Source organism: Blastococcus sp. SYSU D00669 (assembly GCF_054050715.1).
Genome location: NZ_JBJGZV010000004.1, coordinates 118,770 through 144,959 on the forward strand (window position 1 = coordinate 118,770; position 26,190 = coordinate 144,959).

Annotated in this window: 31 protein-coding genes; 18 read left to right on the top strand and 13 right to left on the bottom strand. The window is 75.7% G+C overall.

Annotation, left to right across the window (positions count from 1 at the left end; all coding sequences use genetic code 11):
- The first annotated feature begins 7 nt into the window (after positions 1-7).
- Positions 8-520 carry an O-acetyl-ADP-ribose deacetylase gene (locus tag ACI8AF_RS05075; protein WP_456538582.1) on the top strand — a complete coding sequence of 171 codons (513 nt, stop codon included), beginning with the start codon at positions 8-10 and terminating at the stop codon, positions 518-520.
- Here the strand turns inward: ACI8AF_RS05075 and ACI8AF_RS05080 are convergent.
- The 3 genes from ACI8AF_RS05080 to ACI8AF_RS05090 are packed head-to-tail and all read right to left on the bottom strand — an operon-like array spanning position 510 to position 2,973.
- On the bottom strand, positions 510-1,373 hold the full coding sequence (locus ACI8AF_RS05080; protein WP_456538583.1) for a spermidine synthase: 864 nt from the start codon (positions 1,371-1,373) through the stop codon (positions 510-512). The two genes, ACI8AF_RS05075 and ACI8AF_RS05080, sit on opposite strands and share 11 nt — an antisense overlap.
- Complete coding sequence (locus ACI8AF_RS05085; RefSeq protein ID WP_456538584.1) at positions 1,373-2,119, bottom strand: maleylpyruvate isomerase N-terminal domain-containing protein; 747 nt, start codon at positions 2,117-2,119, stop codon at positions 1,373-1,375. Before ACI8AF_RS05085 ends, ACI8AF_RS05080 begins: the two co-directional genes overlap by 1 nt.
- On the bottom strand, positions 2,116-2,973 hold the full coding sequence (locus ACI8AF_RS05090) for a class I SAM-dependent methyltransferase (protein ID WP_456538585.1): 858 nt from the start codon (positions 2,971-2,973) through the stop codon (positions 2,116-2,118). Before ACI8AF_RS05090 ends, ACI8AF_RS05085 begins: the two co-directional genes overlap by 4 nt.
- Before the next feature lie 115 nt (positions 2,974-3,088).
- On the opposite strand from ACI8AF_RS05090, the gene ACI8AF_RS05095 reads away from it, so the two are divergent.
- Positions 3,089-4,096 (top strand): UDP-N-acetylmuramate dehydrogenase, encoded by a 1,008-nt coding sequence (locus ACI8AF_RS05095; protein ID WP_456538586.1) that lies wholly within the window; start codon positions 3,089-3,091, stop codon positions 4,094-4,096.
- Between the two features lie 41 nt (positions 4,097-4,137).
- Here the strand turns inward: ACI8AF_RS05095 and ACI8AF_RS05100 are convergent, their stop codons facing one another.
- Positions 4,138-4,923, bottom strand: a complete 786-nt coding sequence (locus ACI8AF_RS05100; protein ID WP_456538587.1) for an SDR family oxidoreductase — start codon at positions 4,921-4,923, stop codon at positions 4,138-4,140.
- A gap of 101 nt (positions 4,924-5,024) precedes the next feature.
- Here ACI8AF_RS05100 and mshA point away from each other — a divergent pair, with 101 nt between their 5' ends.
- Genes mshA through ACI8AF_RS05115 form a run of 3 tightly spaced genes read left to right on the top strand, consistent with a single transcriptional unit; the run spans position 5,025 to position 8,403 of the window.
- Positions 5,025-6,344 (top strand): D-inositol-3-phosphate glycosyltransferase, encoded by a 1,320-nt coding sequence (gene mshA / locus ACI8AF_RS05105; protein WP_456538588.1) that lies wholly within the window; start codon positions 5,025-5,027, stop codon positions 6,342-6,344.
- The gene (locus ACI8AF_RS05110) at positions 6,341-6,859 is read left to right on the top strand and encodes a YbjN domain-containing protein (RefSeq protein ID WP_456538589.1); all 519 of its coding nucleotides are present in this window, start codon (positions 6,341-6,343) and stop codon (positions 6,857-6,859) included. Before mshA ends, ACI8AF_RS05110 begins: the two co-directional genes overlap by 4 nt.
- Positions 6,856-8,403 (top strand): MFS transporter, encoded by a 1,548-nt coding sequence (locus tag ACI8AF_RS05115; protein ID WP_456538590.1) that lies wholly within the window; start codon positions 6,856-6,858, stop codon positions 8,401-8,403. Before ACI8AF_RS05110 ends, ACI8AF_RS05115 begins: the two co-directional genes overlap by 4 nt.
- Positions 8,404-8,416: 13 nt before the next feature.
- On the opposite strand, the gene ACI8AF_RS05120 is transcribed toward ACI8AF_RS05115, so the two are convergent.
- Positions 8,417-9,166, bottom strand: a complete 750-nt coding sequence (locus tag ACI8AF_RS05120) for a class I SAM-dependent methyltransferase (RefSeq protein WP_456538591.1) — start codon at positions 9,164-9,166, stop codon at positions 8,417-8,419.
- Between the two features lie 59 nt (positions 9,167-9,225).
- Here ACI8AF_RS05120 and ACI8AF_RS05125 point away from each other — a divergent pair, with 59 nt between their 5' ends.
- Both ACI8AF_RS05125 and ACI8AF_RS05130 read left to right on the top strand, forming a co-directional pair.
- Positions 9,226-9,525 carry a hypothetical protein gene (locus ACI8AF_RS05125; protein WP_456538592.1) on the top strand — a complete coding sequence of 100 codons (300 nt, stop codon included), beginning with the start codon at positions 9,226-9,228 and terminating at the stop codon, positions 9,523-9,525.
- Positions 9,526-9,559: 34 nt separating this feature from the next.
- Positions 9,560-10,315 carry a phosphoglyceromutase gene (locus ACI8AF_RS05130; RefSeq protein ID WP_456538593.1) on the top strand — a complete coding sequence of 252 codons (756 nt, stop codon included), beginning with the start codon at positions 9,560-9,562 and terminating at the stop codon, positions 10,313-10,315.
- Between the two features lie 68 nt (positions 10,316-10,383).
- Here the strand turns inward: ACI8AF_RS05130 and phoU are convergent, their stop codons facing one another.
- Entirely contained in the window at positions 10,384-11,043 is a 660-nt protein-coding gene (gene phoU / locus ACI8AF_RS05135) for a phosphate signaling complex protein PhoU (protein WP_456538594.1), read from the bottom strand.
- A gap of 198 nt (positions 11,044-11,241) precedes the next feature.
- On the opposite strand from phoU, the gene ACI8AF_RS05140 reads away from it, so the two are divergent.
- Both ACI8AF_RS05140 and ACI8AF_RS05145 read left to right on the top strand, forming a co-directional pair.
- Positions 11,242-12,462: a sensor histidine kinase gene (locus tag ACI8AF_RS05140; RefSeq protein WP_456538595.1), complete on the top strand. Its 1,221-nt coding sequence runs from the start codon at positions 11,242-11,244 to the stop codon at positions 12,460-12,462.
- Positions 12,459-13,139: a winged helix-turn-helix domain-containing protein gene (locus tag ACI8AF_RS05145; protein ID WP_456538596.1), complete on the top strand. Its 681-nt coding sequence runs from the start codon at positions 12,459-12,461 to the stop codon at positions 13,137-13,139. Before ACI8AF_RS05140 ends, ACI8AF_RS05145 begins: the two co-directional genes overlap by 4 nt.
- A 54-nt stretch (positions 13,140-13,193) precedes the next feature.
- On the opposite strand, the gene ACI8AF_RS05150 is transcribed toward ACI8AF_RS05145, so the two are convergent.
- Complete coding sequence (locus ACI8AF_RS05150; RefSeq protein WP_456538597.1) at positions 13,194-13,397, bottom strand: DUF3072 domain-containing protein; 204 nt, start codon at positions 13,395-13,397, stop codon at positions 13,194-13,196.
- A 10-nt stretch (positions 13,398-13,407) separates the two neighbouring features.
- Positions 13,408-13,614 carry a hypothetical protein gene (locus ACI8AF_RS05155; protein ID WP_456538598.1) on the bottom strand — a complete coding sequence of 69 codons (207 nt, stop codon included), beginning with the start codon at positions 13,612-13,614 and terminating at the stop codon, positions 13,408-13,410.
- A gap of 81 nt (positions 13,615-13,695) precedes the next feature.
- On the opposite strand from ACI8AF_RS05155, the gene ACI8AF_RS05160 reads away from it, so the two are divergent.
- Positions 13,696-14,784, top strand: a complete 1,089-nt coding sequence (locus ACI8AF_RS05160; RefSeq protein WP_456538599.1) for a helix-turn-helix domain-containing protein — start codon at positions 13,696-13,698, stop codon at positions 14,782-14,784.
- On the opposite strand, the gene ACI8AF_RS05165 is transcribed toward ACI8AF_RS05160, so the two are convergent.
- Positions 14,677-15,504: a hypothetical protein gene (locus ACI8AF_RS05165; RefSeq protein WP_456538600.1), complete on the bottom strand. Its 828-nt coding sequence runs from the start codon at positions 15,502-15,504 to the stop codon at positions 14,677-14,679. The two genes, ACI8AF_RS05160 and ACI8AF_RS05165, sit on opposite strands and share 108 nt — an antisense overlap.
- A 71-nt stretch (positions 15,505-15,575) precedes the next feature.
- On the opposite strand from ACI8AF_RS05165, the gene ACI8AF_RS05170 reads away from it, so the two are divergent.
- Entirely contained in the window at positions 15,576-16,520 is a 945-nt protein-coding gene (locus ACI8AF_RS05170) for a Ppx/GppA phosphatase family protein (RefSeq protein WP_456538601.1), read from the top strand.
- A complete protein-coding gene (locus ACI8AF_RS05175) occupies positions 16,520-17,575 on the top strand; it encodes a hypothetical protein (RefSeq protein ID WP_456538602.1) in 1,056 nt (351 codons plus the stop codon). Before ACI8AF_RS05170 ends, ACI8AF_RS05175 begins: the two co-directional genes overlap by 1 nt.
- Here ACI8AF_RS05175 and ACI8AF_RS05180 read toward each other — a convergent pair.
- On the bottom strand, positions 17,572-18,138 hold the full coding sequence (locus ACI8AF_RS05180; RefSeq protein ID WP_456538603.1) for a type 1 glutamine amidotransferase domain-containing protein: 567 nt from the start codon (positions 18,136-18,138) through the stop codon (positions 17,572-17,574). The two genes, ACI8AF_RS05175 and ACI8AF_RS05180, sit on opposite strands and share 4 nt — an antisense overlap.
- Positions 18,139-18,200: 62 nt before the next feature.
- Here ACI8AF_RS05180 and ACI8AF_RS05185 point away from each other — a divergent pair, with 62 nt between their 5' ends.
- From ACI8AF_RS05185 to ACI8AF_RS05210, 6 genes are all read left to right on the top strand, one after another.
- Positions 18,201-18,941: a hypothetical protein gene (locus tag ACI8AF_RS05185; protein ID WP_456538604.1), complete on the top strand. Its 741-nt coding sequence runs from the start codon at positions 18,201-18,203 to the stop codon at positions 18,939-18,941.
- On the top strand, positions 18,938-19,768 hold the full coding sequence (gene proC, locus ACI8AF_RS05190) for a pyrroline-5-carboxylate reductase (RefSeq protein ID WP_456538605.1): 831 nt from the start codon (positions 18,938-18,940) through the stop codon (positions 19,766-19,768). The genes ACI8AF_RS05185 and proC overlap by 4 nt, the downstream gene beginning before the upstream one ends.
- 255 nt (positions 19,769-20,023) lie before the next feature.
- The gene (locus ACI8AF_RS05195) at positions 20,024-20,371 is read left to right on the top strand and encodes a helix-turn-helix domain-containing protein (protein WP_456538606.1); all 348 of its coding nucleotides are present in this window, start codon (positions 20,024-20,026) and stop codon (positions 20,369-20,371) included.
- A gap of 296 nt (positions 20,372-20,667) precedes the next feature.
- Positions 20,668-20,766: a 30S ribosomal protein bS22 gene (locus ACI8AF_RS05200; RefSeq protein ID WP_012854759.1), complete on the top strand. Its 99-nt coding sequence runs from the start codon at positions 20,668-20,670 to the stop codon at positions 20,764-20,766.
- Positions 20,767-20,780: 14 nt separating this feature from the next.
- A complete protein-coding gene (locus tag ACI8AF_RS05205; RefSeq protein WP_456538607.1) occupies positions 20,781-21,887 on the top strand; it encodes an NAD-dependent epimerase/dehydratase family protein in 1,107 nt (368 codons plus the stop codon).
- Complete coding sequence (locus tag ACI8AF_RS05210) at positions 21,880-22,791, top strand: lysophospholipid acyltransferase family protein (RefSeq protein ID WP_456538608.1); 912 nt, start codon at positions 21,880-21,882, stop codon at positions 22,789-22,791. Before ACI8AF_RS05205 ends, ACI8AF_RS05210 begins: the two co-directional genes overlap by 8 nt.
- Here ACI8AF_RS05210 and ACI8AF_RS05215 read toward each other — a convergent pair whose 3' ends face one another.
- The 3 genes from ACI8AF_RS05215 to ACI8AF_RS05225 all read right to left on the bottom strand — a co-directional run bounded on the left by ACI8AF_RS05215 (position 22,792) and on the right by ACI8AF_RS05225 (position 25,999).
- Positions 22,792-23,745, bottom strand: a complete 954-nt coding sequence (locus tag ACI8AF_RS05215) for an HAD family hydrolase (RefSeq protein WP_456538609.1) — start codon at positions 23,743-23,745, stop codon at positions 22,792-22,794.
- A gap of 69 nt (positions 23,746-23,814) precedes the next feature.
- Positions 23,815-25,092, bottom strand: a complete 1,278-nt coding sequence (locus tag ACI8AF_RS05220; RefSeq protein WP_456538610.1) for a DUF5667 domain-containing protein — start codon at positions 25,090-25,092, stop codon at positions 23,815-23,817.
- A gap of 85 nt (positions 25,093-25,177) precedes the next feature.
- On the bottom strand, positions 25,178-25,999 hold the full coding sequence (locus ACI8AF_RS05225; RefSeq protein ID WP_456538611.1) for a sigma-70 family RNA polymerase sigma factor: 822 nt from the start codon (positions 25,997-25,999) through the stop codon (positions 25,178-25,180).
- Positions 26,000-26,190: the final 191 nt, after the last annotated feature.

Here is a 26,190-nt window from a genome sequence, read left to right on the forward strand (position 1 = left end):
TGCGGACGTGGACCTGCGCGCCGTCCTGGGCGACATCACCGAGGCCGACGTCGACGTCGTCGTGAACGCGGCCAACCCCGGGCTGCTCGGTGGCGGCGGCGTGGACGGCGCCGTCCACCGGGCCGGCGGGCCGGAGATCCTCGCCGAGTGCCGGGCGCTGAAGGCCCGGCTGCCCGAGGGACGGCTGCCCCGCGGCGACGCCGTCGCGACGACGGCCGGGCGGCTGCCCGCGCGCTGGGTCGTGCACACCGCCGGGCCGATCTGGTCGGCGACCGAGGACCGCTCGGCGGTGCTGCGCTCCTGCTACGCCACGAGCCTGCGGGTGGCCGACGGGCTGGGCGCCCGCAGCGTCGCGTTCCCCGCCGTCTCGGCCGGCATCTACGGCTGGCCCCTGGACGACGCGGCGCGGCAGGCCGTCGCGGCCGTGCGCTCGGTCGCCGTCGAGCACGTGGCCGAGGTGCGGTTCGTGCTGTTCTCCCCCGAGGCGCTCGCCGCGTTCGAGGCCGCGCTCAGCGGCTGAAGACGCCCTCCGGCGGCTCGGGGGAGGGCTGCGCCTCGGCGTCGGGCACCGGCCGGGCGTCCCCGGCGAAGCGGACCAGGTCGTCGCCGGCGACGACGCGCGAGGGCATCGGGTCGCCGGCGCAGCGGCGGACGAGCGCGGGCACCGGCAGCGGCGCGTCCGAGGCGACCACGACCAGGTTGCCGAACCGCCGGCCGCGCAGCGTGCCCGGCTCGGCGAGGACGCAGACGTGCCGGAACACCGCCCGCAGGGTCGCCACCTGCGTCCGCGCGAACGCCAGCGGCGGGCCGTCGGCCACGTTGGCGGCGAGCACGCCGCCGGGCCGCAGCACGCGGTGCACCTCGCGGGCGAACTCGACCGTGGTCAGGTGCGCCGGGGTGCGCGCACCGGCGAAGACGTCGACGACGACGACGTCGGCGCTGCGCGGGTGCATGGCGGCGAGCGCCTCGCGGGCGTCGGCGGCCCGCACCCGCACCCGCGCGTCCCGCGGCAGCGGCAGGTGCGCCCGCACCAGCTCGGTGAGCGGCTCGTCGATCTCGGCCACCCGCTGGCGCGAGCCCGGGCGGGTGGCGGCGACGTAGCGGGGCAGCGTGAGCGCGCCGCCGCCCAGGTGGACGACGTCGAGCGGCCGGCCCTCCTCGGCGGCGAGGTCCAGCACGTGCCCCATCCGCCGGACGTACTCGAACTCCAGGTGGGTCGGCTCGTCGAGGTCGACGTGCGACTGCGGCGTGCCGTTCACCAGGAGCACCCAGGAGCCGTCGCGGTCGGCGTCGCCGAGCAGCTCGGCGGTGCCGCCGACCACCGGCGTGGGCCCGGGCGGCAGCACCTCGCCGCGCCCCCTGCGTCGTGCCATCAGCGGCCGCGCAGCAGCGCCTCGGCGGCCGCGTCGCCCTCGACCCGCACCTCGGCCGGGCGGCCCCACAGGTGCAGCAGCAGCTGCGCGCCCCCGCCGCGCACGTGCGCCTGCGCGGCGCCGTTGTGCGCGTCGGCGACCTCGACCGCGCCGCGGGTCACCCGCACCTCCCACTCGCGGCCGGTGTCGGTGTCGGTGACCGCCACCACGGCCTCGGCGTCGCGCAGCGGCTCCGTGTGCGCCCACCGGGGGACGACGACGCCGAGCAGCTCGGCCACGCCGTCGGCGGCCAGGGCCGGGTCCAGCGGCGCGTGCGCGACGCCGGCCGCGGCCTCGAGGTCCATCCGGTGCACGGCCAGCTCGTGCGCCTGGCGGCGGGCCCACTCCGCGGCCACCTTGGGCGCGGCCGGGCTCATGTGCCAGGCGGGGGCGTCGGGCGGTGTCCCGCGCAGCGCCCGCACCAGACCGCTCAGGCCCGCGCCGTACCAGTCCAGGAGGGCGCCGTCCGGTGCGCTGCGCCCGGCGGGCGGGGAGTCGGCGTGCCCGGCGGTGATGATCGCGGTCGCCCAGCGGTGCACCGTGCCCAGGTGGGCCACCAGGTCGGTCGCCGTCCACGCCGGCACCCACGGGACGACGACGCCGAGCCGGCCGTCGGCGTCGAGCTCGGCGGCGAGGACGCCGACCCGCTCGCCCTCCTCCACCACCGCCTCGATGCACCGCAGCCGGAACCGCTCGTCGGCCCTCACGCGGGCGCCACGGCCGACCAGCGGACCGTCACCTCGCCCTGCTTCCACCGCCTGGCCGGCCCGATCACGGGCCAGCCCTGCTCGGCGAGCGCCTCGACCGCGCCGGCCCAGCGCTGCCGCGGGCCGAACGCCGACAGGCTCGCCGCGGCGGCCCAGGCGGCGTCGAAGGCCCGGAGGAAGTCGTGCACGGGCTGGCCGGGGACGTTGTGGTGGATGAGCGCCTTGGGCAGCCGCTCGGCGAGGTCGGACGGCGCCTGCAGGTCCGACACCCGCGCGGAGAAGGTGAGGGTGAGCGGGCCGTCGTCGTCCAGGGCCACCCACGCCGCGCGCCGTCCCCACTCGTCGCAGGTGCCCTCGACGACCAGCCCGCCCGGGGCGAGGGCGCCGCGCATGGTGTCCCACGCCCGGCTCGCCGACTCCAGGTCGTACTGGCGCAGCACGTTGAAGGCGCGCACGAGCACCGGCTGCAGCCCCGCCAGCTCGAACCCGCCCAGCCGGAAGTCGACCCGCGGCGGGTCGCGGTCGGCGGCGACGGCGGTCACCCGCTCGGGGTCGATCTCCAGGCCCACGACCTCCAGCCCCTTGACCTCGGGGGCGAGCCGCTCGACCAGCTCCAGGGTGGTGACGGCGGAGGCGCCGTAGCCGAGGTCGACGACGAGCGGCCGCGCGGCGTCGCGCAGCCGGGGGACCTGCGTGGCGAGCAGCCAGCGGTCGACCCGGCGCAGGCGGTTGGCGTTGGTGGTGCCGCGGGTGGGCAGGCCGAGCGCGCGGGCGCGGCCGGCGGCGAGGCGGGGCGCCTTCTTGCGGACCGGTGGCAGGGTCGCCCGCTGCTTGTGGTCACCGCCGCTGCTCACGCCACCTCCTCGCTGGCGCTCGTCGGCGCGTTCGCGGTGCTGCTGTGTGCCCGGCGAGCTCGTGAGCTCGCTCGCGTGTCCGGAGGGTAGTCGTCCTCGCGGTTAGCGTGGACGCGTGCACGTGCGACGCGACGCCCGGCTGGCCGACCTCACCACCCTGGCGGTGGGCGGTCCGATCGACCGGCTCGTCGAGGTGACCGACGCCGCCGAGCTGGTCGAGGCCGTGCGGGACGCCGACGAGGCCGGCCGGCCGCTGCTGCTCCTGGGCGGCGGCTCGAACCTGGTGGCGCCCGACGAGGGGTGGCCCGGCGACGTCGTCGCGGTGCGCAGCCGCGGGATCGAGCGCACCGGCGACACGCTCGTCGTCCAGGCCGGTGAGGACTGGGACGGGCTCGTCGCGCGCACCGTCGCCGAGCGGCTGGCCGGCATGGAGGCGCTCTCCGGCATCCCGGGGTCGACCGGTGCGACGCCGGTGCAGAACGTGGGCGCCTACGGCCAGGAGGTCGCCCAGACGATCACCGCCGTGCGCGTGTGGGACCGCGCGGAGAAGAACGAGCGCACCCTGGCGCCGGCCGAGTGCGGCTTCGGCTACCGCGACAGCCGGCTCAAGCGCGAGCCCGGCCGGTTCGTCGTCCTCGAGGTCTCGTTCGCGCTGCACTCCGGCGACCTGTCGGCCCCGGTCGGGTACGCGGAGCTGGCCCGCACGCTGGGCGTCGAGCTGGGGGAGCGGGCGCCGCTGGCCGACGTCCGCGAGGCGGTGCTGCGGCTGCGCCGCGGCAAGGGCATGGTGCTCGACCCCGCCGACCCCGACAGCCGCAGCGCCGGGTCGTTCTTCACCAACCCGATCGTGCCGGCCGACCGCGCCGTCGACGGCTGCCCGAGCTGGCCGGCGCACGACGGGCAGGTCAAGCTCAGCGCCGCCTGGCTGGTGCAGCACGCCGGCTTCGGCCGGGGCACCCGCGACGGCCGCGTGGGGACGTCGTCGCGGCACAGCCTGGCCCTCACCACCGAGGACGGCGCCACCGCGGCCGAGCTGCTCGCCTTCGCCGACCGGGTGGTGGCCGCCGTCCGAGAGCGGTTCGGCGTGACGCTGGAGCGCGAGCCCACCGCCGTCCACCCGTAGCGGAGTCCCACGGCCGCGTTCTCCGCGCCGTGGGACTCCGCTCAGTCCTCGCGGTGGACCTTGTGCTGGGCGGCCTGCGCGCGGGGGCGCACGACCATGAGGTCGACGTTCACGTGGTGCGGCCGGGTCACCGTCCAGGCGATGCAGTCGGCGACGTCCTCGGCGACCAGCGGCTCGCGCACCCCCTGGTAGACGGCGTCGGCCTTCTCCTGCGAGCCCAGCCGGATCCGTGAGAACTCCTCCGTGCGGACCATCCCGGGTGCGATCTCGATCACCCGCACCGGCTCGGCGACCAGCTCCAGCCGCAGGGTCTCCACCAGCGTGTGCACCCCGTGCTTGGCCGCGGTGTAGGAGGCGCCGCCCTCGTAGCTGATCAGGCCGGCGGTGGAGCCGACGAACACGAGGTCACCGGCCCCGGAGGCGCGCAGCGCGGGCAGCAGCGCCTTGGTCAGCCGGACGGTGCCCAGCACGTTGACGTCGTAGGTGCGCGCCCACGAGTCGAGGTCGGCGTCGGCCACCGGGTTGGCGTCGAAGGCCCCGCCCGCGTTGTTGACCAGCACGTCCACCCGGTCGAGCTGCGCGCAGAAGGCGTCCACCGAGGCCTGGTCGGTGACGTCGAGCGGGAGCGCCCGCCCGCCGATCCGCCCGGCCAGCCCGGTCAGCCGGTCCAGCCGCCGCGCGCCGAGGACGACGCCGAACCCCTCCGCCGCCAGGCGCTCGGCGGTGGCCGCGCCGATGCCGCTCGAGGCGCCGGTGACGACGGCGACGCGGCCCGCTCCGGGGAGCGGGGACGGGTCGCGTGGTTGAGAGGTGGAGGGTCCGGGCATGTGGTCATCCTGACGCTGTTGCAGGATGGAGAGTCGGCAGGGGTGCGTTGACACCCCTCGTGCAGCCAGCAGCCGGGAACAGCAGGAGCGGGAGGTCACGCGTGCCCGCTCGCCGTTTCCGCCGGTCCGGGACCCCGCGCCGGGTGGCCACCCTCTCGGTGCACACCAGCCCGCTCGACCAGCCCGGGGCCGGGGACGCCGGCGGGATGAACGTCTACATCGTCGAGGTCTCCCGGCGGCTGGCCGCCCGCGGCATCGAGGTCGACGTCTTCACCCGCGCCACCTCCAGCGACCTGCCGCCGGTCGTCGAGATGAGCCCCGGCGTCACCGTCCGGCACGTCCCGGCCGGTCCCTTCGAGGACCTCGGCAAGGAGGAGCTGCCGGCGCAGCTGTGCGCCTTCACCGCCGCGGTCCTGCGCGAGGAGGCCCAGCACGAGCCCGGTCACTACGACGTCGTCCACTCGCACTACTGGCTCTCCGGGCAGGTGGGCTGGCTGGCCCGCGACCGGTGGAGCGTCCCGCTGGTGCACACCGCGCACACCCTGGCCAAGGTCAAGAACGCGGCGCTGGCCGCCGGGGACCGCCCCGAGCCCCGCGTCCGGGTGGTCGGCGAGGAGCAGGTGGTCGCCGAGGCCGACCGGCTGATCGCCAACACCGAGGAGGAGGCGCGCCAGCTGGTCGGCTTCTACGGCGCCGACCCGCGCCGCACGCTGGTGGTGCCGCCGGGCGTCGACCTCGACCGCTTCTCGCCGGGCGACCGGGTGGCGGCCCGGCGCACGCTCGGCATCCGGCAGGACGCCGTCGTGCTGATGTTCGTCGGCCGGATCCAGCCGCTCAAGGCGCCCGACCTGCTGCTGGAGGCCGCGGCGCGGATGCTCGCCGACGACCCGTCGCTGCGCGACCGGCTCGAGGTGCACGTCATCGGCGCCCCCAGCGGGTCCGGCCTGGAGGCGCCGCGGCAGCTGGAGGAGCTGGCCACGCGGCTGGGCATCGGCGGGCTGGTCCGCTTCCTGCCCCCGCAGGCCCCGCACCGGCTGGCCGACCACTACCGCGCCGCCGACGTCGCCGTCGTCCCCAGCCACAACGAGTCCTTCGGGCTGGTGGCGCTGGAGGCGCAGGCCTGCGGGACGCCGGTGGTGGCCGCCGCCGTGGGCGGGCTGCCGACCGCGGTCCGCGACGGCGTCTCCGGCCTGCTCGTCGAGGGCCGCGACCCCGCCGACTACGCCGCGGCGATCCGCAGCGCGCTGGCCCGCCGGCCGTTCCTCGCCGCGGGCGCCCGCCGGCACGCGGCCCGGTTCTCGTGGGACCGCACCGCCGAGTCGCTGGTCGAGGCGTACTCCGCCGCCGCCTCCGAGATGGCCGCCGGCGTGCCGGCGCTGGCCCCGATCCGCGCCATCCCCGGCGCCTCGGTCGCGCGATGAGCTCCGACGTCGTCACGCGGCTCGACGAGGTGATCGGGCAGACCCTGCGCGACAGCGAGCTGGTGCACGAGCACCCCGCCGCCGGCCGGTGGCTGGTCGACCTGCCCGGCACGAAGAAGCTCAAGACCGTCTGCGGGCTGATCGTCGGCGAGCACGCCCTGCGGGTGGAGGCGTTCGTCTGCCGCCAGCCCGACGAGAACCGCGAGCAGCTGTGGACCTTCCTGCTGCAGCACAACGCCCGGATGTACGGCGTCGCGTACTCGATCGACAGCGTGGGCGACATCTACCTCACCGGCCGGCTGCCGCACGCCGCGGTGACGCCGGAGGAGATCGACCGCATCCTCGGCTCGGTGCTCAGCTACGCCGACGACCACTTCAACGCCATGCTCGAGATCGGCTTCGGCACCTCGATCCGGCGCGAGTGGGAGTGGCGGGTCAAGCGCGGGGAGTCGCTGCGCAACCTCGAGGCCTTCGCCGCCTTCGCCCAGCGGTCCGGGGGCGAGCGCCGCGGGTGACCGATCCGGCCGAGGAGGAGCGGCCGGGCTACGCCCGGCGGTGGTGGGTCCTCGCCACCATGACCGTCTGCCTCCTGGTCGTGATCACCGGCAACACGATCCTCAACGTCGCGCTGCCCACGCTGCAGCGGGAGCTCGACGCCACCCAGGGTGAGCTGCAGTGGGCGATCGACGCCTACATCCTCGTGTTCGCCGGCCTGCTGTTCTCCTGGGGCGTCATCGGCGACCGGATCGGCCGGCGCCGGACCCTGCTCATCGGCCTGACGGTGTTCGCGGTGGCGTCCACCTTCGCCGCCTTCAGCGGCAGCCCGGTCGAGCTGATCGTCTGGCGCGCGGTGATGGGCGTCGGCGGCGCCGCGGTCCAGCCGACGACGCTCGCCGTCATCACCAACGTCTTCCCGCCCCGCGAGCGCGGTCGCGCGATCGGCGTCTGGGCCGGGACGGCGGGCATCGCGGTCGCCGGCGGCCCGCTGGCCGGCGGGGCGGTGCTGCAGCACTTCTGGTGGGGCGCGGTGTTCCTCATCGGCGTCCCGGTCTGCCTGCTCGCGATCGCCGGCGTGCTGGCGTTCGTGCCCGAGTCGCGCGACCCGCAGCCGCGGCGCCTCGACGTGCCCGGCGTCCTGCTGTCCATCGTGGCCCTGGTCGGGCTGGTCTACGGCATCATCCGCGGCGGCTCCGGCGTCGGGTGGACCGACCCGACCGTCCTCGTCCCGCTGGGCGGCGGCATCGTGCTGCTGGCCCTGTTCGTCTGGCTGCAGCGCCGCTCGAGCCACCCCGCGCTGGACGTCTCGCTGTTCCGCAACCCCGCCTTCTCCGCGGCCGCCGCCGCGCTCGGGCTGAACTTCTTCGCCCTGCAGGGAGCGACCTTCTACCTCGTCTACTACCTGCAGGGCGGCCGGGGCTACACCGCGCTGCAGAGCGGTGCCCTGCTCATCCCGGTGGCCGTCGGCATGGCGGTCATGGCGCCGCGCAGCTCCCGGCTGGCCGAGCGCTTCGGCCCGAAGGCGGTCTGCGCCGCCGGGTTCCTCGCGATCAGCGCCTCGTTCGCCGGCATCCAGCTGCTCGACCTCACCTCGCCGGTCTGGCTGATCGTGGTCCTGTTCTCGGTGCAGGGCCTGGGCATGGGCGCGGTGATGGCGCCGGCGACCGAGTCGATCATGTCGGTCGTGCCGCGGGACAAGGCCGGCGCGGGCGCCGCGGTGAACAACTCGGTGCGCCAGGTGGGCGGCGCGCTGGGGGTCGCGATCCTCGGGTCGCTGCTCACCGCCGCCTACCGCGACGACCTGGGCGACGCCCTCGAGCCCCTGCCGGCCGGGGTGCGCGACCAGGCGGGGGAGTCCGTCGTCGCCACCCTCGAGGTGGTCCGCCGGCTCGCCGCGGGTGGCGATGCCGACCTCGCCGCGGCGGCCGGCGCCGTGGTGGAGCCCGCCCGCGAGGCGTTCGTCTCCGCGATGCACCTGACCGCCGTCGGCACCGCGACCGCCAGCCTGGTCGCCGCCGTCGTCGTCCTCACCTGGCTGCCGGGGCGGCGCAGCCGGAGCTGAGGCGCGCGGTCGATCAGGGCGCCCACCAGAAGGTCGTCGACGTCGGCGTCCGGGGTGGCGCCAGCCGGGCCAGGGCGTCGGCGACCTCGGGGTCGCGCGATGCCGGCAGGCACAGCCGGCGCCGGGTGAACGCGAGCACCTCCGCCGGGTCGGCGTCGCGCCACAGGTCCGCCCGCTCCCACCGCACGGACGACGGCCGCAGCCCCAGCTCGGCCAGCACCTCCTCGAACAGCGCGGACGTGGGGCCGTCCGGTCTCTCCTGGCCGTGGAAGTGCCGCCACAGCGGCGCCAGGGACGTCCAGGGGTGGGTGTCGGTCAGCTCGACGACCACCCGCCGCCGGGCGTGCGCGGTCAGCGCGGTGAGGAACGGGACGAGGTCGGGCACGTTGTAGACGACGTTCGCGGCCACGACCACGTCGGCGGCGGGGACGGCGTCGGCGACGTCGGGCCAGCGACCGAGCCAGGTGCGCACGGGCACGTCGCCCGCCGCCGCGCGGAAGCGGTCCAGCATCGCGGCGGACTCGTCGACGGCGAGCAGCTCGCCGGCGCCGGCGGGGATGCTGGCCCCGCCGCCACCGCAGCCGACGTCGAGGACGCTGCCCGGCAGCGCCGCGCGCACCGCGTCGAGGGTGACCGCCGAGCCGCGCCCGCTGCCGAACAGCCCGGGCGGGAAGCCGTACGGCGACTCCGGGGCGGCGGCCAGGATCCGCGGGTCGATCGCCCACGCCGCCAGCTCCTCCGCCCACCGCCGCGCCGCGCTCACGGGTGAGATCCTGCCCTGACCGGTGCCGCCGGGGGAGGTTCGCGGTTAGCGTGGGGTCGATGGACGGCAGCACCGCGCAGCAGCGCTTCGTCCGGGCGCTCATGGGCGTCGTGGCGGCCTCCGCGCTCGTCTACCCGATGCTGCTCTGCGCCGTCCAGCTCGTCTTCGCCCAGCTGTTCGACGTCGACGTCCTGGCCACCGTGCTGTGGCTGTCGGTGGCCGTGGTGTGCAGCGTCGGCTTCGTCGCGGCCGTCCGCTGGGGCGCCGCCCGCCGGATCCGCAGCTACTGGCTGCTGCTGGGGCTGGCGCCGCCGGCCGCCTACGAGCTGTGGCTGGTCTGGCCGGCGATCACCGCCTGAGCGGGCCGGTCGGGCCGTCCGGCAGGATGAGGCCGTGACCACCGGAACCCTGGTACTGCTGCGCCACGGCGAGAGCGAGTGGAACAAGGCCAACCTGTTCACCGGGTGGGTCGACGTCCCGCTGTCGGACAAGGGGCGCGCCGAGGCCGCGCGCGGCGGCGAGCTGCTGGTCGAGACCGGGCTGCTGCCCGACGTCTGCCACACCTCGGTGCTCAAGCGGGCGATCGCCACGGCCGAGCTGGCGCTGGCCGCGGCCGACCGGCAGTGGATCCCGGTGCAGCGCTCCTGGCGGCTCAACGAGCGGCACTACGGCGCACTGCAGGGCAAGGACAAGGCCGCCACCCTCGCCGAGTACGGCGAGGAGCAGTTCATGACCTGGCGGCGCTCCTACGACACCCCGCCGCCGCCGATCGAGCCCGGCAGCGAGTACAGCCAGGACGGCGACGCCCGCTACGCGGTGCTGCCGCCCGAGGTGCGCCCGGCCACCGAGTGCCTGGCCGACGTCGTCGTCCGGATGCTGCCGTACTGGTACGACGCGATCGTCCCCGACCTGCGCGCCGGGCGGACGGTGCTGGTCGCCGCGCACGGCAACAGCCTGCGGGCGCTGGTGAAGCACCTCGACGGCATGGGCGAGGACGAGGTCGTCGGGCTGAACATCCCCACCGGCATCCCGCTGCGCTACGACCTCGACGACGACCTGCGCCCGGTCAAGCCCGGCGGCGAGTACCTCGACCCCGAGGCCGCGGCGGCGTCCATCGAGGCGGTCAAGAACCAGGGCAAGAAGAAGTAGGTCCGTCCGGATGCGCCTGAGGGGCGGCTCCCCACCGGGAACCGCCCCTCAAGCGCGTCTCGACGACGTCAGCTGGCGGTCGCGTGCATCTCCCGCTCGCCGGTCACCAGGTAGACGACCCGGCGGGCGACGCTGACGGCGTGGTCGGCGAACCGCTCGTAGTAGCGGCCGAGCAGCGTGACGTCGATCGCCGCCTCGATGCCGTGCGGCCACTCCTTGGACAGCAGCTCGCGGAACAGCTGCCGGTGCAGCTGGTCCATGAGGTCGTCGTCGGCCTCCAGGCGGGTCGCCGCCTCGACGTCGAGCTTGGCGATCACCGCGGCGGTCTGCGCGACCAGCCGCTCGGCGACGTGCCCGGCCTCGAGGAAGATCGGCCGCACCTCGGTGGGCACCGCCGCCTCCGGGAACCGCATGCGGGCGAGCTTGGCGACGTGGACGGCGAGGTCGCCCATGCGCTCGAGGTCGGCCACGATCCGCATCGCGGCGGTGATGGTGCGCAGGTCGGTGGCGACCGGCTGCTGCTGGGCGAGCAGCGTGAAGCAGCGCTGCTCGATGCTCTCGCGGGTGTCGTCGACGTGCTGGTCGCCGGCGATGACCAGGTCGGCCAGGGCGACGTCGGCGTCCAGCAGGGCGGTGGTGGCCTTGTTCATCGCCGAGCCCACCGTGTTGGCCATCTGGACCAGGCAGTTGTTGATGTCGGCGAGTTCCTCGTGGTACTGCTGGCGCACTGTTCGTTGCCCCTCTCCCGGCCGCGTCGACCGGTGTTCCAAGACGCGCGTCTCCTGCAGGGTAGGAGGCCCCCTGGGTGCCCCAGCGGGCGTCGAGGTGAACGCAGGACCACACGACGGTGAACAGTCCCCCGGGACGGGTGACGTCGGCCGTGAACCGTTCCTGGGTCGGCTTCCCGCGCACCTAGCATCGGTGGCGTGACGACGCTGGTCGTGCTCCTGATCGGCCTCGCCGTCGGCGCCGGGATCGCCGCGGCGGTGCTGGTGCCGCGCGTCCGCGCGGCCCGGGAGGACCGGACGCCCGAGCCGGCCGGAGCGCCGTCGGAGGCGGCCCTGGCCCGGCGGCTGGTCGACCTCATGGACCCCGCGGTCGTCCTCCTCGACGCCGACGACGTCCTCGTCCTCGCCAACCCCGCCGCTCGTGCCCTGGGCATCGTCCGCGACACCCGCCTGCTGGTGCCCGAGCTGCTCCAGCTCTCCCTCGAGGTGCGCACCGGCGGCAGCCGGCGCCGCGACGTCCGCCTGCCCGGCGGGCTGGTCGGCAGCGGCCCGCGGCTGATGGAGGTGCACGGCGTGCGCCTCGACAGCGGCGCGGCGCCGCCGCCCGGGCCGGTCGCGCTGATCCTGTCCGACGTCACCGAGGTGCGCCGCGGCGAGGCGGTCCGGCGCGACTTCGTCGCGAACGTCGGCCACGAGCTCAAGACGCCGGTGGGGGCGCTGGCGCTGCTCGCCGAGGCGCTGCAGGACGCCGCCGACGACCCCGACACGGTGCGGCGCTTCGCCGAGCGGGCCGGGCACGAGGCCGACCGGCTGGGCCGGCTGGTGCGCGAGCTGATCGACCTCTCCCGGCTGCAGGGCGCCGAGCCGCTGCCCGACCTCGAGCCGGTCGCCGTCGACACGGTCATCGCCGAGGCCGTCGACCGCACCCGCACCGCCGCGGCCGCGAAGAAGATCGCCATCGCCACCGGCGGGGAGCACGGGCTCGTCGTCCGCGGCGTGGAGGCGCAGCTGGCCACCGCCGTGACCAACCTGCTGGCCAACGCCGTCGCGTACAGCCCCGAGGACACGAAGATCGCCGTCGCCGCCCGCGGCCGCTCCGGGTTCGCCGAGATCGCGGTGACCGACAGCGGGATCGGCATCCCGCGGGCCGACCGCAGCCGGATCTTCGAGCGCTTCTACCGGGTCGACCAGTCGCGGGCCAGCCGCACCGGCGGCACCGGGCTCGGCCTGGCGATCGTCAAGCACGTCGCCAACAACCACGGTGGCTCGGTCACCGTCTGGAGCGAGGAGGGCGTCGGCTCGACGTTCACGCTCCGCATCCCCCTGGCGAACGACGTCCCCGCGGCCGGGCCCGCAGGGGACGAGCAGGAACCGGCGGACGACGTCGTCGCCGCCGACGTCTCGAGAGGACGGGAATGACGCGGGTACTGGTGGTCGAGGACGAGGAGTCGTTCTCCGACGCGCTGTCCTACATGCTCAAGCGCGAGGGGTTCGAGGCCGCCGTCGCCGCGACGGGGCCGGACGCCCTGGCGGAGTTCGACCGCGGCGGCGCCGACATCGTGCTGCTCGACCTCATGCTCCCCGGCCTGCCCGGCACCGAGGTGTGCCGTCAGCTGCGCAGCCGCAGCAACGTGCCGATCATCATGCTCACGGCCAAGGACGGCGAGATCGACAAGGTCGTCGGCCTGGAGCTGGGCGCCGACGACTACGTCACGAAGCCGTACTCGGCGCGCGAGCTGGTGGCCCGGATCCGCGCGGTGCTGCGCCGCCGCGGAGAGGGTGAGGCGCCGGCCGAGCCGGTGCTCGAGGCCGGCCCGGTCCGGATGGACGTCGAGCGGCACGTCGTGGCCGTGGACGGCGAGCCGGTGGCGCTGCCGCTCAAGGAGTTCGACCTGCTCGAGCTCCTGATGCGCAACGCCGGCCGGGTGCTCACCCGCATGCAGCTGATCGACCGGGTCTGGGGCTCGGACTACGTGGGCGACACCAAGACCCTCGACGTCCACGTCAAGCGGCTGCGCGCCAAGATCGAGCCCGACCCGGCCAACCCGCGCTACCTGCTGACGGTCCGCGGCCTGGGCTACAAGCTCGAGGCCTGAGGCCCCTCGGGCGGCGGGCCCGCCGGGTCCGCCCTCGGGGAGCCCCGACGGGGGCTACTGCCCGCGGCCCGTCTCGTCCTGCAGCTCGTCGATCTTCCGCGAGGCGTCGGCCTTGGTCAGCTCCTCGGGCACGTCCTCGCCCGCCTCGCGGGCGAGGGTCTGCAGGTAGCTCTTCTGGGCGCCGGTGGCCGGTTCGTCCCCGGTCACCCAGTCGGACGGGTCCTTCTCCGCGGTGCGGTCCTGCTGCGGTTCGCTCATGTGTTCGATTCTACGCCGGGACGAGCTCCGCCGCCTCCCGAGCCGGGACGACCGGGGTGGCCTCGGCCCAGCGCCGGCCGGTGCGGTGGACGTGCGTCTCGCCGCAGGGGCACGCGACGGTGACGGCGATGTGGTCGGCGTGGTTGGCGATCCCGCGGATCTGCAGCGCGGAGATCAGCTCGTCGCGGCCGGTGACGGGGCAGGCGATCAGCAACATGCGGACAGCCTGCTGCGGCGCCGTGGTCCGCACGAGTGGCAGGACTGACCGCTATCGCATGGTTTCTGCCACACTGTCGGCATGACCGTCCCGGACCGTCCCCTCGTGGTCAGCGTCGTCCTCGCCGACGGCCTCGTCGGCAGCTTCGGCCTCGGCGTCTGCCACGAGGTGTTCGCCTACGACCGCCGGCACCTCGGGCTGCCCCGGTTCGACTTCGGGCTGGTGGCCGAGGTGCCGGGCATCCTGCGCACCGACACCGGCCTGGGCGTCGTGGTCGAGCACGGGCTGGAGCGCATCGACCGGTCCGACATCGTGCTCATCACCGCGTGGGAGCTGTTCGAGCACGTGCCCTCGGACGCGATGCTCGACGCGCTGCGCCGCGCGCACGCCCGGGGCGCGCAGCTGATCAGCCACTGCACGGGTGTCTTCGTGCTCGCCGCCGCCGGGCTGCTCGGCGGGCTCCGGGTGACCACGCACTGGCGCTACGCCGGCGAGCTGGCCGCCCGCTTCCCGGAGCTGGACGTCGACCCGGCGGTGCTCTACGTCGACAACGGCTCGGTCATCACCGGCGCGGGCACCGCGGCCGGGGTGGACACGCTGCTGCACCTGGTGCGGCGCGAGTGGGGGGCCGCCGCGGCGAACGCGCTGGCCCGCGAGATGGTCGTGCCCCCGCACCGCGACGGCGGGCAGGCGCAGTTCATCGACGCACCCGTCCCGGCCTGCGCCGACGACCTGCTCGGCTCCGTCCTCGAGTGGGCGACCGGCCACCTGGCCGAGGACATCAGCGTGGAGCTGCTGGCCCGGCGGGCGCTCATGAGCCCGCGGAGCTTCGCCCGCCGGTTCAAGGCCACGACCGGCACCACCCCGCACGCCTGGCTGCTCGGCCAGCGGCTGGCCGCGGCCGAGGAGCTGCTGGAGAACACGGACGCGCCGGTGGAGGAGATCGCCCGCCTGGTCGGCTTCGGCACCGCGGCCGGGCTGCGCGAGCAGTTCACCCGCCGGCGGGGCGTCTCGCCGCGGGCCTACCGGCAGACCTTCCGCGCGGTGGGTGCGCCCAGCGGCTCAGCCGCCGGGACGGCGCCGGTGCAGCTCGACGAGCACCGGCTCGGGGCTGGCCGGGTGCGGCGCGACGAGGCCGGCGTCGAGGCGGGCCTCGGCCAGCCGGCGTAGCTCCTCGTAGGCCGGGCCGCCGATCAGCCCGGTGAGCTCGGCCTCGTAGGTGAGCACGAGCGGCTCGGGGGAGACGTGCGCGGCCGGCGAGCCGGTGCACCACCAGTGCAGGTCGTGCCCGCCGGGACCCCAGCCGCGGCGGTCGAACTCGCCGATCGTCGTCACCAGGACCCTGGTGCCGTCGGGGCGCTCGACGTGCTCCTGCTCGCGGCGCACCGGCAGCTGCCAGCAGACGTCGGGCTTGGTGGTCATCGGGTGCAGTCCGGTGCGCAGCGCCATGCGGTGCAGCGCGCAGCCGGTGCCGCCGGGGTGGCCCGGGCGGTTGAGGAAGACGCAGGCGCCGTCGACCACGCGGGTGCGCAGCGAGCGGACGCCGTCGGCCTCGTCGGGGGCCACCCCGTCCTCGGCGTCGTCCTGCTCGGTCCAGTTCCCGCGGCCGACGGGCGCGAGCTGCCAGTCGTCGTCGGTGAGGTCGGCCACCGCGGCGGTGACCCGCAGCAGGTCGTCCTCCTCGGTGAAGAACGCGCCGTGGCTGCAGCAGCCGTCGTCCGGCCGGCCGGGGACGACGCCGGCGCAGCCGCGGCCGAAGATGCAGGTCCAGGCGGAGGTGAGCCAGGTGAGGTCGGCGCGGACGACGTGCTCCGGGTCGGCGGGGTCGGGGAACGTCACCCACTCGCGCGCGAAGTCGAGCGGCACCTCGGGCGGCGGCTCGTCGGACACCCCGCCAGCCTAGGCGCCGCCCGATCCGTGTCCGGTCGGTGCGGGTGATCGCGACCGGGCAGACTGTGACCATGCGGTTGGGAGTCCTGGACGTCGGGTCGAACACGGTGCACCTGCTCGTGGTCGACGCCCACGCGGGCGCGCACCCGACCCCGATGCACGACGACCGCGAGCTGCTGCGGCTGGCCGAGCACGTCGGCAAGGACGACAAGCTGTCCAAGGCGGGGGAGAAGGCCCTGGTCCGGGCGGTGCAGAAGGCCTGCGACCAGGCCGAGAAGCAGGGCTGCGAGGACTTCATGGCCCTGGTCACCTCGGCGATCCGCGAGGCCGAGAACGGCCTGGAGGTGCTCGACCGGGTCAGGAAGCAGACCGGTGTCGACCTCACGGTCCTCAGCGGCGAGGACGAGGCCCGGCTGACCTTCCTCGCCGTCCGCCGGTGGTTCGGCTGGAGTGCCGGCCGGCTGCTCGTCCTCGACATCGGCGGCGGGTCGCTGGAGCTCGCCGGCGGGGTGGACGAGGAGCCCGAGGTCGCGCTCTCCCTGCCGCTGGGCGCGGGGCGGATGACCCGGAAGTTCCTGCCCGAGGCCCGCTCCGGCGGGCGGCCCGACCTCAAGGCGCTGCGCGCCCTCGACGAGCACGCCGAGCGGCTGATCGAGCCGGCCGCCCGCAAGCTGAGCGCCCTCGGCGCCCCCGACCTGGTGGCGGCCACCAGCAAGACCTTCCGCACGCTGGCCCGCCTGAACGGCGCCGCGCCCTACTCGGCGGGGCTGCAGGTCGACCGCCGGCTCACGCTCACCGGTCTCGGCCAGCTGGTCGGGTTCGTGTCGCGCATCGAGTCCGGCGCGCTCGCCGAGCTGCCCGGCGTCTCGCCCGACCGCGCCCACCAGATCCCGGCCGGCGCGGTCGTCGCGCAGGCGGCGATGCGGGCGCTCGACGTGCCGTCGGTGCGGATCTGCCCGTGGGCGCTGCGCGAAGGTGTCATCCTGCGTCGACTCGACTCGTTGGAAGGGGCGTGATGGCCGAACCACGGCGGGACCCCGAGACCGGGGGCCGTTCCCTCGCGGAGATCCTCCGGGAGGCCGGCATCGAGTCCCCGACCCGCGGCCAGCGGCGGCGGAGGGTGGACGACCCCGACGACACCGGCATCCGGCAGCGCCGCGTCGAGGCGGAGGAGGCCTCCGACACCGGCCGGGTCGGCGGGCGGCCCTACGGCCGGCGCGCGGGCGACCTGCGCATCGCGGCGTCCGCGCCGGCCGATCCGCAGACCGCGGCCATCCCCGGTGTCCGCCCCTCCGGCAAGCCCGAGGTGCCCGGCGCCGCCGCGCAGACCGGTGCGGTGCGCGACCGGCGGGCCGGCGACCAGCGCGGTGCCGGTGGCGACCGCCGCCAGGCCGACCGGCGGCCGGACGACGACCGCTCCACCGGCCGCGTCGGCGAGCGCCGCCAGGGCGACCGCCGGCTCGCCGACCGCCGGCTCGAGGACCGCCGTCCCGACGGCGACCGGTCCACGGGCCGGGTCGCCGACCGCCCGGTCGACGACGACCGGTCGACCGGCCGGGTCGGCGACCGGCGGGCCGTCGAGCCGCGCCCCGACCGGCGCGCCGGCGACCGCCGGGCGGACGACGACCGCTCGACCGGCCGGGTCGGCGAGCGCCGCGAGCCGGCGGCGCCGTCGCTCGAGGAGCGCCGGGTGCCGCCGCCGGCCGAGCCGCTCGACGACAACCCGTCGACGGGGCCGATCCCCGTCGTCACCGACGAGGCCGACGCCGCGGACCTGGACGGCACCCCCAAGGAGAGCGCGCTCGCGTGGGCCCGCTTCGGCGGCGAGCTGGTGATCGCCCTGGCCGCCGGGGTCGGCATCTACTTCCTCTTCACGGTGATCTGGGAGACCCTGCCGCACCTCGCCGTCCTGGTGGCGCCGCTCGCGGTCACCGGGCTGGTGGCCGGCGTCGGTGCCTACCGGCACAAGATGTCGCGCGACCCCGTCGGCCCGAAGCTGCTCGCCGTCCTCGTCTTCGCCGGGGTGCTGCTCACCGTCGCCCCGGCTGCGGCGCTGCTGGCGACCGGCTAGGCGTCGACCGCCTCGTCGGCCGTCCGGTCGGCGAACTCCTCGACGATCGCGGCGCAGAACGCGTCGAGGTCGTCGGGCTTGCGGCTGGTGATCAGGTTGCCGTCGACGACGAGCTCCTCGTCGACCCAGTTCGCACCGGCGTTGCGCAGGTCGGTGCGCAACGACGGCCACGAGGTCATCCGCCGGCCCCGGACGACGTCGGCCTCGGCCAGCACCCAGGGCGCGTGGCAGATCGCCGCCACCGGCTTGCCGGCGTCGAAGAAGGCCTTCACGAACGCCACGGCGTCGCTGTCGGCGCGCACGAAGTCCCCGTTGATGACCCCGCCCGGCAGCACGAGCGCCGCGTAGTCGTCGGGGTCGGCGTCGCCCAGGGTGGCGTGGACCTCCTTGCGGTCGGCCTTGTCGATGTGGTCGTAGGCGGTGATCGTCCCGGCCTCGAACGACACCAGCTCCGGTTCCGCCCCGGCCTCCTCGAGCGCCTGCCACGGCCGGTCGAGCTCGACCTGCTCGACGCCGTCGGTCGCGAGGACGGCCACCTTCACCCCGTCCAGTTCTCCTGCCATGCGGGCGCGGCTACCCCGGCCTCCGAGCAGGCACACACGCTCTGAGCACTACGGTTCTCCTCGTGCCCCTGATGACCCGGCCCGGCGTGCGCCGCCTGCTGGGCCGCTCCGTCGCCGGCCGGTTCGTCGCCGGGCCGACGGTCGACGACGCCCTGCGCGCGGCCGGCGAGCTGGTCAGCTCGGGCCGGCTGGTGGCGCTCGAGCACGTGGCCGAGGGCCCCGGGGACGACGAGGCCGAACTCGGCGCGCTGATCTCCCGGACGGCGGACGCCGGACTGGCCGCCTCCTGCGACCTGACCCTGTCGGTCCCCCGGCTCGGCGCCGCCCGTGCGCAGGCGCTGGCGACCGCCGCCGGGACCGCCGGGCTGGGCGTCGCGCTCGAAGGCCCCGCGGACGACGTCGCGGCCCTGGCCGCGGAGCTGCCGACCGCCGTGGTCGTCGTGCCGGCCCGCGAGCCGGGGGCCGAGGACCGCTGCCGGGCGCTGGCCGACCGGCGGGTCCGGCTCGTCGGGGGCCGCGGAGCGGCCACGGACCTGGCGTTCGTGCGCTGCCTCAACGTCCTGATGTCCGGCGCCGGGTCGCCGGGCGTCGCCACTTCCGACCCCCGCCTGCTGGCGATCGCGGGGGAGCGTGCGGCCTGGAACGGCCGCGCGCCCGACAGCTGGGAGCACGTCATGCCCTGGGGAGTCCGCACCGACGAGCAGCGGCGGCTGGTCGCCGCCGGGAACCGGGTCCGGGTGGGCGTGCCCTCCGGCGCCGGTGCCCTCACCGTCCTGGCGCGCCGGGTGGGGGGCCGGGCGTGACCGCGGGGCTGGCCATCGTCGGGGGCGGGAAGATCGGCGAGGCGCTGCTGTCGGGGCTGATCCGGCGCAGCGGACCCGACGGCATCGTCGTCTGCGAGCGCAGCGCGGAGCGCGCCGCCGAGCTGGAGGGCCGCTACAGCGTCCCGGCCGTCGACCTCGCCGACGCCGCGGGCCGGGCGCGCACGCTGCTGCTCGCGGTGAAGCCCCAGGACATCGGCGCGCTGCTCGGCCTGCTCGCCGAGCACGTCGACCCGGCGCGGCACCTCGTCGTGTCGGTGGCGGCCGGCGTGCCGACGACGACCATCGAGGCGGCGCTGCCGCCGGGCACGCCGGTGGTGCGGGTCATGCCGAACACCCCGGCCCTGGTCGACGAGGGCATGAGCGTGCTCTCGGCCGGCGCGCACGCCGGGGAGGAGCACCTGGACGAGGCCGAGGCGCTGCTGGCCGCCGTCGGCCGGGTGCGGCGGGTCCCGGAGGCCCAGCAGGACGCCGTCACCGCGCTGTCCGGCAGCGGTCCGGCGTACTTCTTCTACCTGGTCGAGGCCATGATCGACGCCGGGATCCTGCTCGGCCTGCCGCGGGCGGTGGCCGCCGACCTCATCGTGCAGACCGCCCTGGGCGCGGCGGTCATGCTGCGCGACTCCGGCGAGCACCCCGTCCAGCTGCGGGAGGCCGTGACCAGCCCCGGCGGGACGACGATCGCGGCGATCCGCGAGCTGGAGCGGCACGGCGTCCGGGCCGCCCTGATCGCGGCGATCGAGGCCGCCCACGCCCGGTCGGTGGAGCTGGGACGGGAGAGCGGCGAGGGGCCGGCGGGCCGCCGTTGACCGCCGGCACCGGCGACTTCTGATCAACAGCCAGTCACAGGAGCACCTCGGGTCGCTGCGACACGCCTGACACCATGTCGACAGACCGACATAGGTAGAAATCTGCCGAGGACCGAGCGTTCTCCCTGTCCGTTTCTTGTCTCGCTTCTGTCACGGAAGTCCCCCTACTCTCTGTGTCAGCGCGTGCGTGCCGCGTAGTCGGTGGGGAAGCCGGCTCGACGACACGCGCTAGGTCCGGAGACGAAGAACATGACCATGCCCCAGCGTCACGCCGCTGCTTCCGCCGCTCAGTTCGCCGCCCGCCCCGGTGTCCCGGGTCCGCGCCCGGTCGGCCGCCCGATGGCCGCCGCCGTCGCCCGCCCCGTGCCCGCCGCGCACCCCGCCGCCATGCCCGTCGGCCGTCCGGTCGTCCCCGCGCAGCGCTCGGCCGTGACCTTCCTGACCGTCGCCGAGGTCGCCGCCATGATGCGCGTGTCCAAGATGACCGTGTACCGCCTCGTGCACGCCGGCGAGCTCTCCGCCGTCCGCGTCGGCCGCTCGTTCCGCGTGCCGGAGCGCGCCGTCCAGGACTACCTGCGCGACGCCTACACCGACATCGCCTGAGGAAGGACCGCGCTGCCCCCCACCGCTCGCACGCTCGCGGCGGGGCCCTGCAGCGAGGCCGTTCCAGAACCTCACCAGTGCCAGCACGGGGGTCGAAGTCCTTCCCCCTTCGTCGTGGTCCGGCTCCGCCCGCGGCAGCGTCGCCGCGGGACGGCCGGTAAGCTCGGGCGGCCAGCGACGACCCGACTCCACAGCGGAGTCGTCGCGTACGAGCTGATCACCTGCGCGGTGCCCGGCACGGCCACCCGGCCGTCGCCCGGAGTGCCGTGCGACGAACGACGTCGGGAGCACAGGCCATGGGTTCGGTCATCAAGAAGCGGCGCAAGCGGATGGCGAAGAAGAAGCACCGCAAGCTGCTGAAGAAGACCCGCGTCCAGCGACGCAACAAGAAGTAAGGGCGCTGACGCTCGTGCCGCCCGCGGTCGTCCTCGTCACCGGCGTGAGCCGGTGGCTGGGCGGTGCCCTGGCGGCCGAGCTCGCCGCCGACCCGTCCATCGAACGGGTCATCGGCGTGGACACCGTCCCGCCGTCCGCCGAGGTGCTCCGCCGGCTCGGGCGCACCGAGTTCGTGCGCGCCGACATCCGCAACCCGCTGATCGGCAAGGTCATCGCGAACGCGTCGGTCGACACGGTCGTGCACATGAACATCAGCTCCACCCCCGCCGGTGCCGGCGGGCGCGGGCTGATGAAGGAGCTCAACGTCATCGGGACGATGCAGCTCCTGGCCGCCTGCCAGCGGGCGGCCTCGGTGCGCCGGTTCGTGCTCAAGTCCACCAGCGCGGTGTACGGGGCGTCCTCGCGCGACCCCGCGGTCTTCACCGAGACGATGCAGGCCCGCCGCGTCCCGTCCGGCGGCTTCGCCCGCGACAGCGTCGACATCGAGGGCTACGTGCGGTCCTTCGCCCGGCGCCGTCCCGACGTCGACGTCGCGATGCTGCGGTTCACCAACTTCATCGGCCCGCGGATCGACTCGTTGCTCACCGGGTTCTTCCGCATGCCGCTGGTGCCCACCGCGCTCGGCTACGACGCCCGCGTGCAGCTGCTGCACGAGGACGACGCGCTCGCCGTCCTCACCCGCGCGACGACCGGCGGCTTCACCGGCACGGTGAACGTCGGCGGCGAGGGCACGCTGCTGCTCTCCCAGTGCATCCGGCGGCTCGGCCGCATCCAGGTGCCGATCCCCTCACCCGCCCTCGGCTCGGTGGGCCGCTTCTCGCGGCGGTTCGGCTTCGTCGACTACTCCCCGGAGCAGATGCGCTTCCTCAACTTCGGCCGCGTCGTCGACACGACCGTGCTGCGCACCCGGTTCGGCTACACCCCGCGGTACACGACGGCCGACGCGCTGGCCGACTACGCGCGCACGGTCCCACCGGTCGTCGCACCGGAGCTCGTCGGCGCGGCGGCCGCCCGCGCCCGCGGGCTGGTCGAGCGCGTGGGGAACGGCGCCTCCGCGGTCGGTGACCGGCTCCGGCCGCCACCCCCGGCGCCCGGACTGCGGGCGGTGCGCGATGCCTGAGGCACGCGTCATCCCGCTCCGGCCGGACGACGACGAGCCGCGCACCCCGCCGCCGTCGCCCGCGCCCACCTGGGAGCAGCAGGTCGCCGGGGGCATCGAGTTCCTCCGCCGGCGGGTGACCGGCGACTACGAGACCGACGAGTTCGGCTTCGACCCCGACCTCACCGACCACCTGCTGCTGCCGCTGCTGCGGCCGCTGTTCTCCAAGTACTTCCGGGTCGAGACGCAGGGGCTGGAGCACGTGCCCGCGACCGGGGGCGCGCTGGTGGTGGCCAACCACTCCGGCACGCTGCCGGTCGACGCGCTGATGGCGACGGTGGCGCTGCACGACGACCACCCCGCCCAGCGCCGGCTGCGGCTGCTCGGCGCCGACCTCGTCTTCGAGCTGCCCTTCGTCGGCACGATGTCGCGCAAGATGGGCACCACGCTGGCCTGCAACGAGGACGCCGAGCGGCTGCTCACCGAGGGCGAGCTCGTCGGCGTCTTCCCGGAAGGCTTCAAGGGCATCGGCAAGCCGTTCCGCGAGCGCTACACCCTGCAGCGGTTCGGCCGGGGCGGTTTCGTCACAGCGGCTCTGCGCACCGGCGTGCCGATCATCCCGTGCGCGATCGTCGGGGCCGAGGAGATCTTCCCGATGATCGGCAACGCCCGGACGGCGGCCCGCGTGCTCGGCCTGCCGTACTTCCCGATCACGCCGACGTTCCCGCTGCTCGGTCCCCTCGGGCTGGTGCCGCTGCCGTCGAAGTGGCTCATCGCCTTCGGCGCGCCGATCGAGACGGCGTCCTACGGCCCGGCGGCCGCGGAGGACCCGATGCTGGTCTTCAACCTCACCGACCAGGTGCGGGAGACCATCCAGCACTCGATCTACCAGCTGCTCCTCCAGCGGAGGAGCGTCTGGAGGTAGTCAGCGCCAGGGCAGGCGGACCCGGCGCCGCTGGACGACCGGTACGGGGACCGGCACCGTGTTCTTGCGCCGGACCGCGATCGCGCCGCCCACCACGCCGCCGGAGACCACCGCCGCCGCCAGCGTGGGGACGCCGATCTTCGCCGCCTTGCGGCCGGTGCGGAAGTCGCGGATCTGCCACCCCCGCGAGCGGGCGACCGCGCGCAGCTCGGTGTCGGGGTTGACCGCCACGGCGGTGCCGGTGAGCGTGAGCATCGGCAGGTCGTTGGCCGAGTCGCTGTAGGCGGTGCACCGCTCCAGCTCGAGCCCCTCCCGCTCGGCGAGCGCCCGGACCGCCTCGGCCTTCGCCTCGCCGTGCATGAGCTCGCCGACCAGCCGGCCGGTGTACTCGCCCTCCTTGACCTCGGCGACCGTGCCCAGCGCGCCGGTGAGCCCGAGCCGGTGGGCGATGATCCGCGCCAGCTCGACCGGGGTGGCGGTGACCAGCCACACCCGCTGACCGGCGTCCAGGTGCTTCTGCGCCAGCTGCCGGGTGCCGCCCCAGATGCGGTCGGCCATCAGCTCGTCGTAGATCTCCTCGCCGGCCTGCACGATCTCGGTCACCGGCCGCCCGGCGACGAAGGCCAGCGCGTTCTCGCGGATGGTGTGCATGTCGTCGGCGCTCTCGTTGCCGGCGATGCGGAACTTCGCCTGCTGCCACACGAAGCGCGCGAGGTCCCTGGTCGTGAAGTACTTGCGCGCGGCCAGACCACGGGCGAACCAGAACAGCGAGGCGCCCATCATCATCGTGTTGTCGACGTCGAAGAACGCGGCCGCGGTCGGGTCCAGCTCCACCGCCGGCGGCGCCTCCACCTCGGCGGCGGCGGCCGAGGCCTCACCGGCGACGTGGGCGCGCGTCTCGGCGTCGGGCAGCGGGTGCCGCTCCGAGCGGCCGCGGAACGGCAGACGCGGCACGGGTACCTCCCCACTCGACCAGCGGCTGTCCCGACCCTAACCGGCGCCTCCCGGCGCCGAGGTGGGGCGTCAGCAGATGATCGGCGGCAGGCAGACCGGCAGCGGGGTGTCGATGATCGCCGGCGGGCTGCTCGTGCTGGTCGAGGGCGCCGCCCCGCCGCCGGGCGCGGCCGAGGTGCCCCCCGTCCCGGGCAGGGGCAGCGAGGGCAGCGGCAGCCCGGGCGTCGGCCGGCTCGGCGCCGACGGGCGGGACGTCGTCCCGGGCCCGGGGCCGCCGCCGGTACCGCCGCCGGCCCCGCTACCCGAACCGCTCCCCGCGCCGCTGCCGGAACCGGTCGGGGGGCTCCCCGCGGTCCCGCCGGTCGGCGTCGGGACACCCGGCACCGTCTGGTCGGTCGGCTCGCCGGACGGGGTCGCGGTGCCCGGCGGGACGGGGCCCGTGGTCCCGCCCGAGGCGGGCGGCGGCGTCTCCTCGACGCAGTCGGCGGGCTGCGGCCCCAGCGCGTCGGTCCCGGCCACGGCCGGTCCTGCGGCGCAGGCCAGCGCCTCCTGCAGCGCGGTGCCGCGGGCGCTCACCTGGGTGAGCAGCGCCAGCGAGGAGTCCATCGCCTCCACGGCGCCGTCGGGGACCTCGGGTGCGAGGGCGGTGAGGTCGGCGGACTGCTCGGCGGCCCAGTCGAGCAGGTCGGTGAGCGGCGCCGCGTCGCGCAGCTCCACCGACCGGGTGGTCAGCCACGCGGTGCCCTCGGCGGTCTGCGCGTCCATGGTCCGCAGCACGTCCACCACGAGGTCCGGCGAGGCGTCGGCGGCCAGCACGGTCCCGCCACCGGCACCGGGCTCGGCGGGGACGGCGGGCAGCGCCGTGGTGCCCTCGGCGAGCAGCTGCTCGAGCTCGGCGAGGCGGATCGAGGCGAAGTCGAGCAGCGTCTGCCCGCGGGTCGAGTCGCCGGCGAGCGCGAGCTGGGTCTGCTCGGTGCCGCGCTTGAGCCCGTAGAGCGGGTCGCCCGGCTGCGCGCCGCTGGAGACGCCGACCAGGCCGGCGAGCGCGGTCACCGCGACGGCCGCGCCGGCCAGCCCGGCGGTGAGCCGGCCCCGCCAGCGCGCGGCGGCGGTCTCGACGGCGGTGGCGCCGGCGAACCGGCGCAGGGTCCGGCGGGCGGCCGGCTCGGGGGAGCGGACGGCCGCCATCGCGACCAGCCGGGCCCGTGTGGCTTCCCGGAAAGCCGGGTCGGGCTCGCCGTCCAGCGCGGTGCCGAGGTCGGCCAGGCGGGCGACGAGCGCCTCCTCCTGCGCGCGCGCCGCGGCGCCGCGGCGGTGTGCCGCCGGGCTGCCGGTGTGAGCGCTCACAGGAGTCCTCCGCTGGGAGTGGTGCCGTCCAGGGTGCCCAACGACGGCACCGGGCGGGGGGTTACGCGACCGCGCGCGGGACCGGTCACAGCAGCCCCTCCGGCAGCAGGGCCGCCAGCCGCCGGACGGCGCGGTGCTGCAGCGCCTTGATCGCGCCGTCCTTCTTGCCCATGACCGCCGCGGTCTCGGCGACCGAGAGCCCGTGCAGGAAGCGCAGCACGATGCACTCCTGCTGCTCGCTGCCCAGCTGCTGCACGCAGGCCAGCAGCTGCGCGTTCGTCAGGTGCTGCAGGACGGCGTCCTCCGGACCGTTGGTGGCCCGGTCGGCGTCGCGCATGTCCGCCGTCGTGACCTCCAGCCGGAACCGGCTGCTCTTCACGTGGTCGCGGATGATGTTGCGGGCGATCGTCACCAGCCACGCGCCCACGTCGCGCCCCTGGAACGACAGCGAGTCGATCCGCCGCAGCGCCCGCACGAACGTCTCGCTGGTGACGTCCTCGGCCAGCACCCGGTCGCCCACCCGGTGGTAGACGTAGCGGTGGATCATGGTCACGTAGTGGTCGTAGAGCCGGCCGAACGCCTCGGCGTCGCCGTCCTGGGCCGCCCGGACCAGCGCCCAGACGTCGGTGCCACCGGTGTCGGGCACCGCGCCGGCGTCGGCCAGCGCGGCGATCTCCTGCTCGACGTCCTCGTCGACGACCGGCTCGGCCACCGGGTCGGCCACCGGGTCGAGGTCGGCGACGACGTTCGGCTCGGCCGACGCCGGCGCGGTCTCGGCGCTCGCCCGGGGGAACGGCGTCGGCCGCGGCCGCGGCGAGGGGCGCGGGCGCGGGAGCGGGGACGGGCGCCCGTCGGCCGCGGGCGTGGCGGACTGCCGCGCCGCGTCGAGAGGGCGTGGGGACGGCATGCGGGCGATCGACCTCCTCGTCGGCCCGCCGAGCCGACCTGCGGCTCTTCCCGTCGCGCGCTGTCCGGACCCAGCGGCGCGCATGCTGCGGGGCTGCTCCCATGGTGACAACATCGCTGCAGTCCGTCCACGCCACCCCGACGGGATGCACGCCTCGTCGCCCGCCCGGGTGGCCGACGCAGCTCCAACGG

Bases quoted from the DNA above. Each gene is read 5' to 3' on its own strand.
- ACI8AF_RS05080 (WP_456538583.1), bottom strand. From the start codon at position 1,373: ATGGCACGACGCAGGGGGCGCGGCGAGGTGCTGCCGCCCGGGCCCACG.
- ACI8AF_RS05100 (WP_456538587.1), bottom strand. From the start codon at position 4,923: ATGCCCGGACCCTCCACCTCTCAACCACGCGACCCGTCCCCGCTCCCC.
- ACI8AF_RS05110 (WP_456538589.1), top strand. From the start codon at position 6,341: ATGAGCTCCGACGTCGTCACGCGGCTCGACGAGGTGATCGGGCAGACC.
- ACI8AF_RS05125 (WP_456538592.1), top strand. From the start codon at position 9,226: ATGGACGGCAGCACCGCGCAGCAGCGCTTCGTCCGGGCGCTCATGGGC.
- ACI8AF_RS05145 (WP_456538596.1), top strand. From the start codon at position 12,459: ATGACGCGGGTACTGGTGGTCGAGGACGAGGAGTCGTTCTCCGACGCG.
- ACI8AF_RS05150 (WP_456538597.1), bottom strand. From the start codon at position 13,397: ATGAGCGAACCGCAGCAGGACCGCACCGCGGAGAAGGACCCGTCCGAC.
- ACI8AF_RS05155 (WP_456538598.1), bottom strand. From the start codon at position 13,614: ATGTTGCTGATCGCCTGCCCCGTCACCGGCCGCGACGAGCTGATCTCC.
- ACI8AF_RS05160 (WP_456538599.1), top strand. From the start codon at position 13,696: ATGACCGTCCCGGACCGTCCCCTCGTGGTCAGCGTCGTCCTCGCCGAC.
- ACI8AF_RS05170 (WP_456538601.1), top strand. From the start codon at position 15,576: ATGCGGTTGGGAGTCCTGGACGTCGGGTCGAACACGGTGCACCTGCTC.
- ACI8AF_RS05175 (WP_456538602.1), top strand. From the start codon at position 16,520: ATGGCCGAACCACGGCGGGACCCCGAGACCGGGGGCCGTTCCCTCGCG.
- ACI8AF_RS05180 (WP_456538603.1), bottom strand. From the start codon at position 18,138: ATGGCAGGAGAACTGGACGGGGTGAAGGTGGCCGTCCTCGCGACCGAC.
- ACI8AF_RS05195 (WP_456538606.1), top strand. From the start codon at position 20,024: ATGCCCCAGCGTCACGCCGCTGCTTCCGCCGCTCAGTTCGCCGCCCGC.
- ACI8AF_RS05200 (WP_012854759.1), top strand. From the start codon at position 20,668: ATGGGTTCGGTCATCAAGAAGCGGCGCAAGCGGATGGCGAAGAAGAAG.
- ACI8AF_RS05210 (WP_456538608.1), top strand. From the start codon at position 21,880: ATGCCTGAGGCACGCGTCATCCCGCTCCGGCCGGACGACGACGAGCCG.
- ACI8AF_RS05225 (WP_456538611.1), bottom strand. From the start codon at position 25,999: ATGCCGTCCCCACGCCCTCTCGACGCGGCGCGGCAGTCCGCCACGCCC.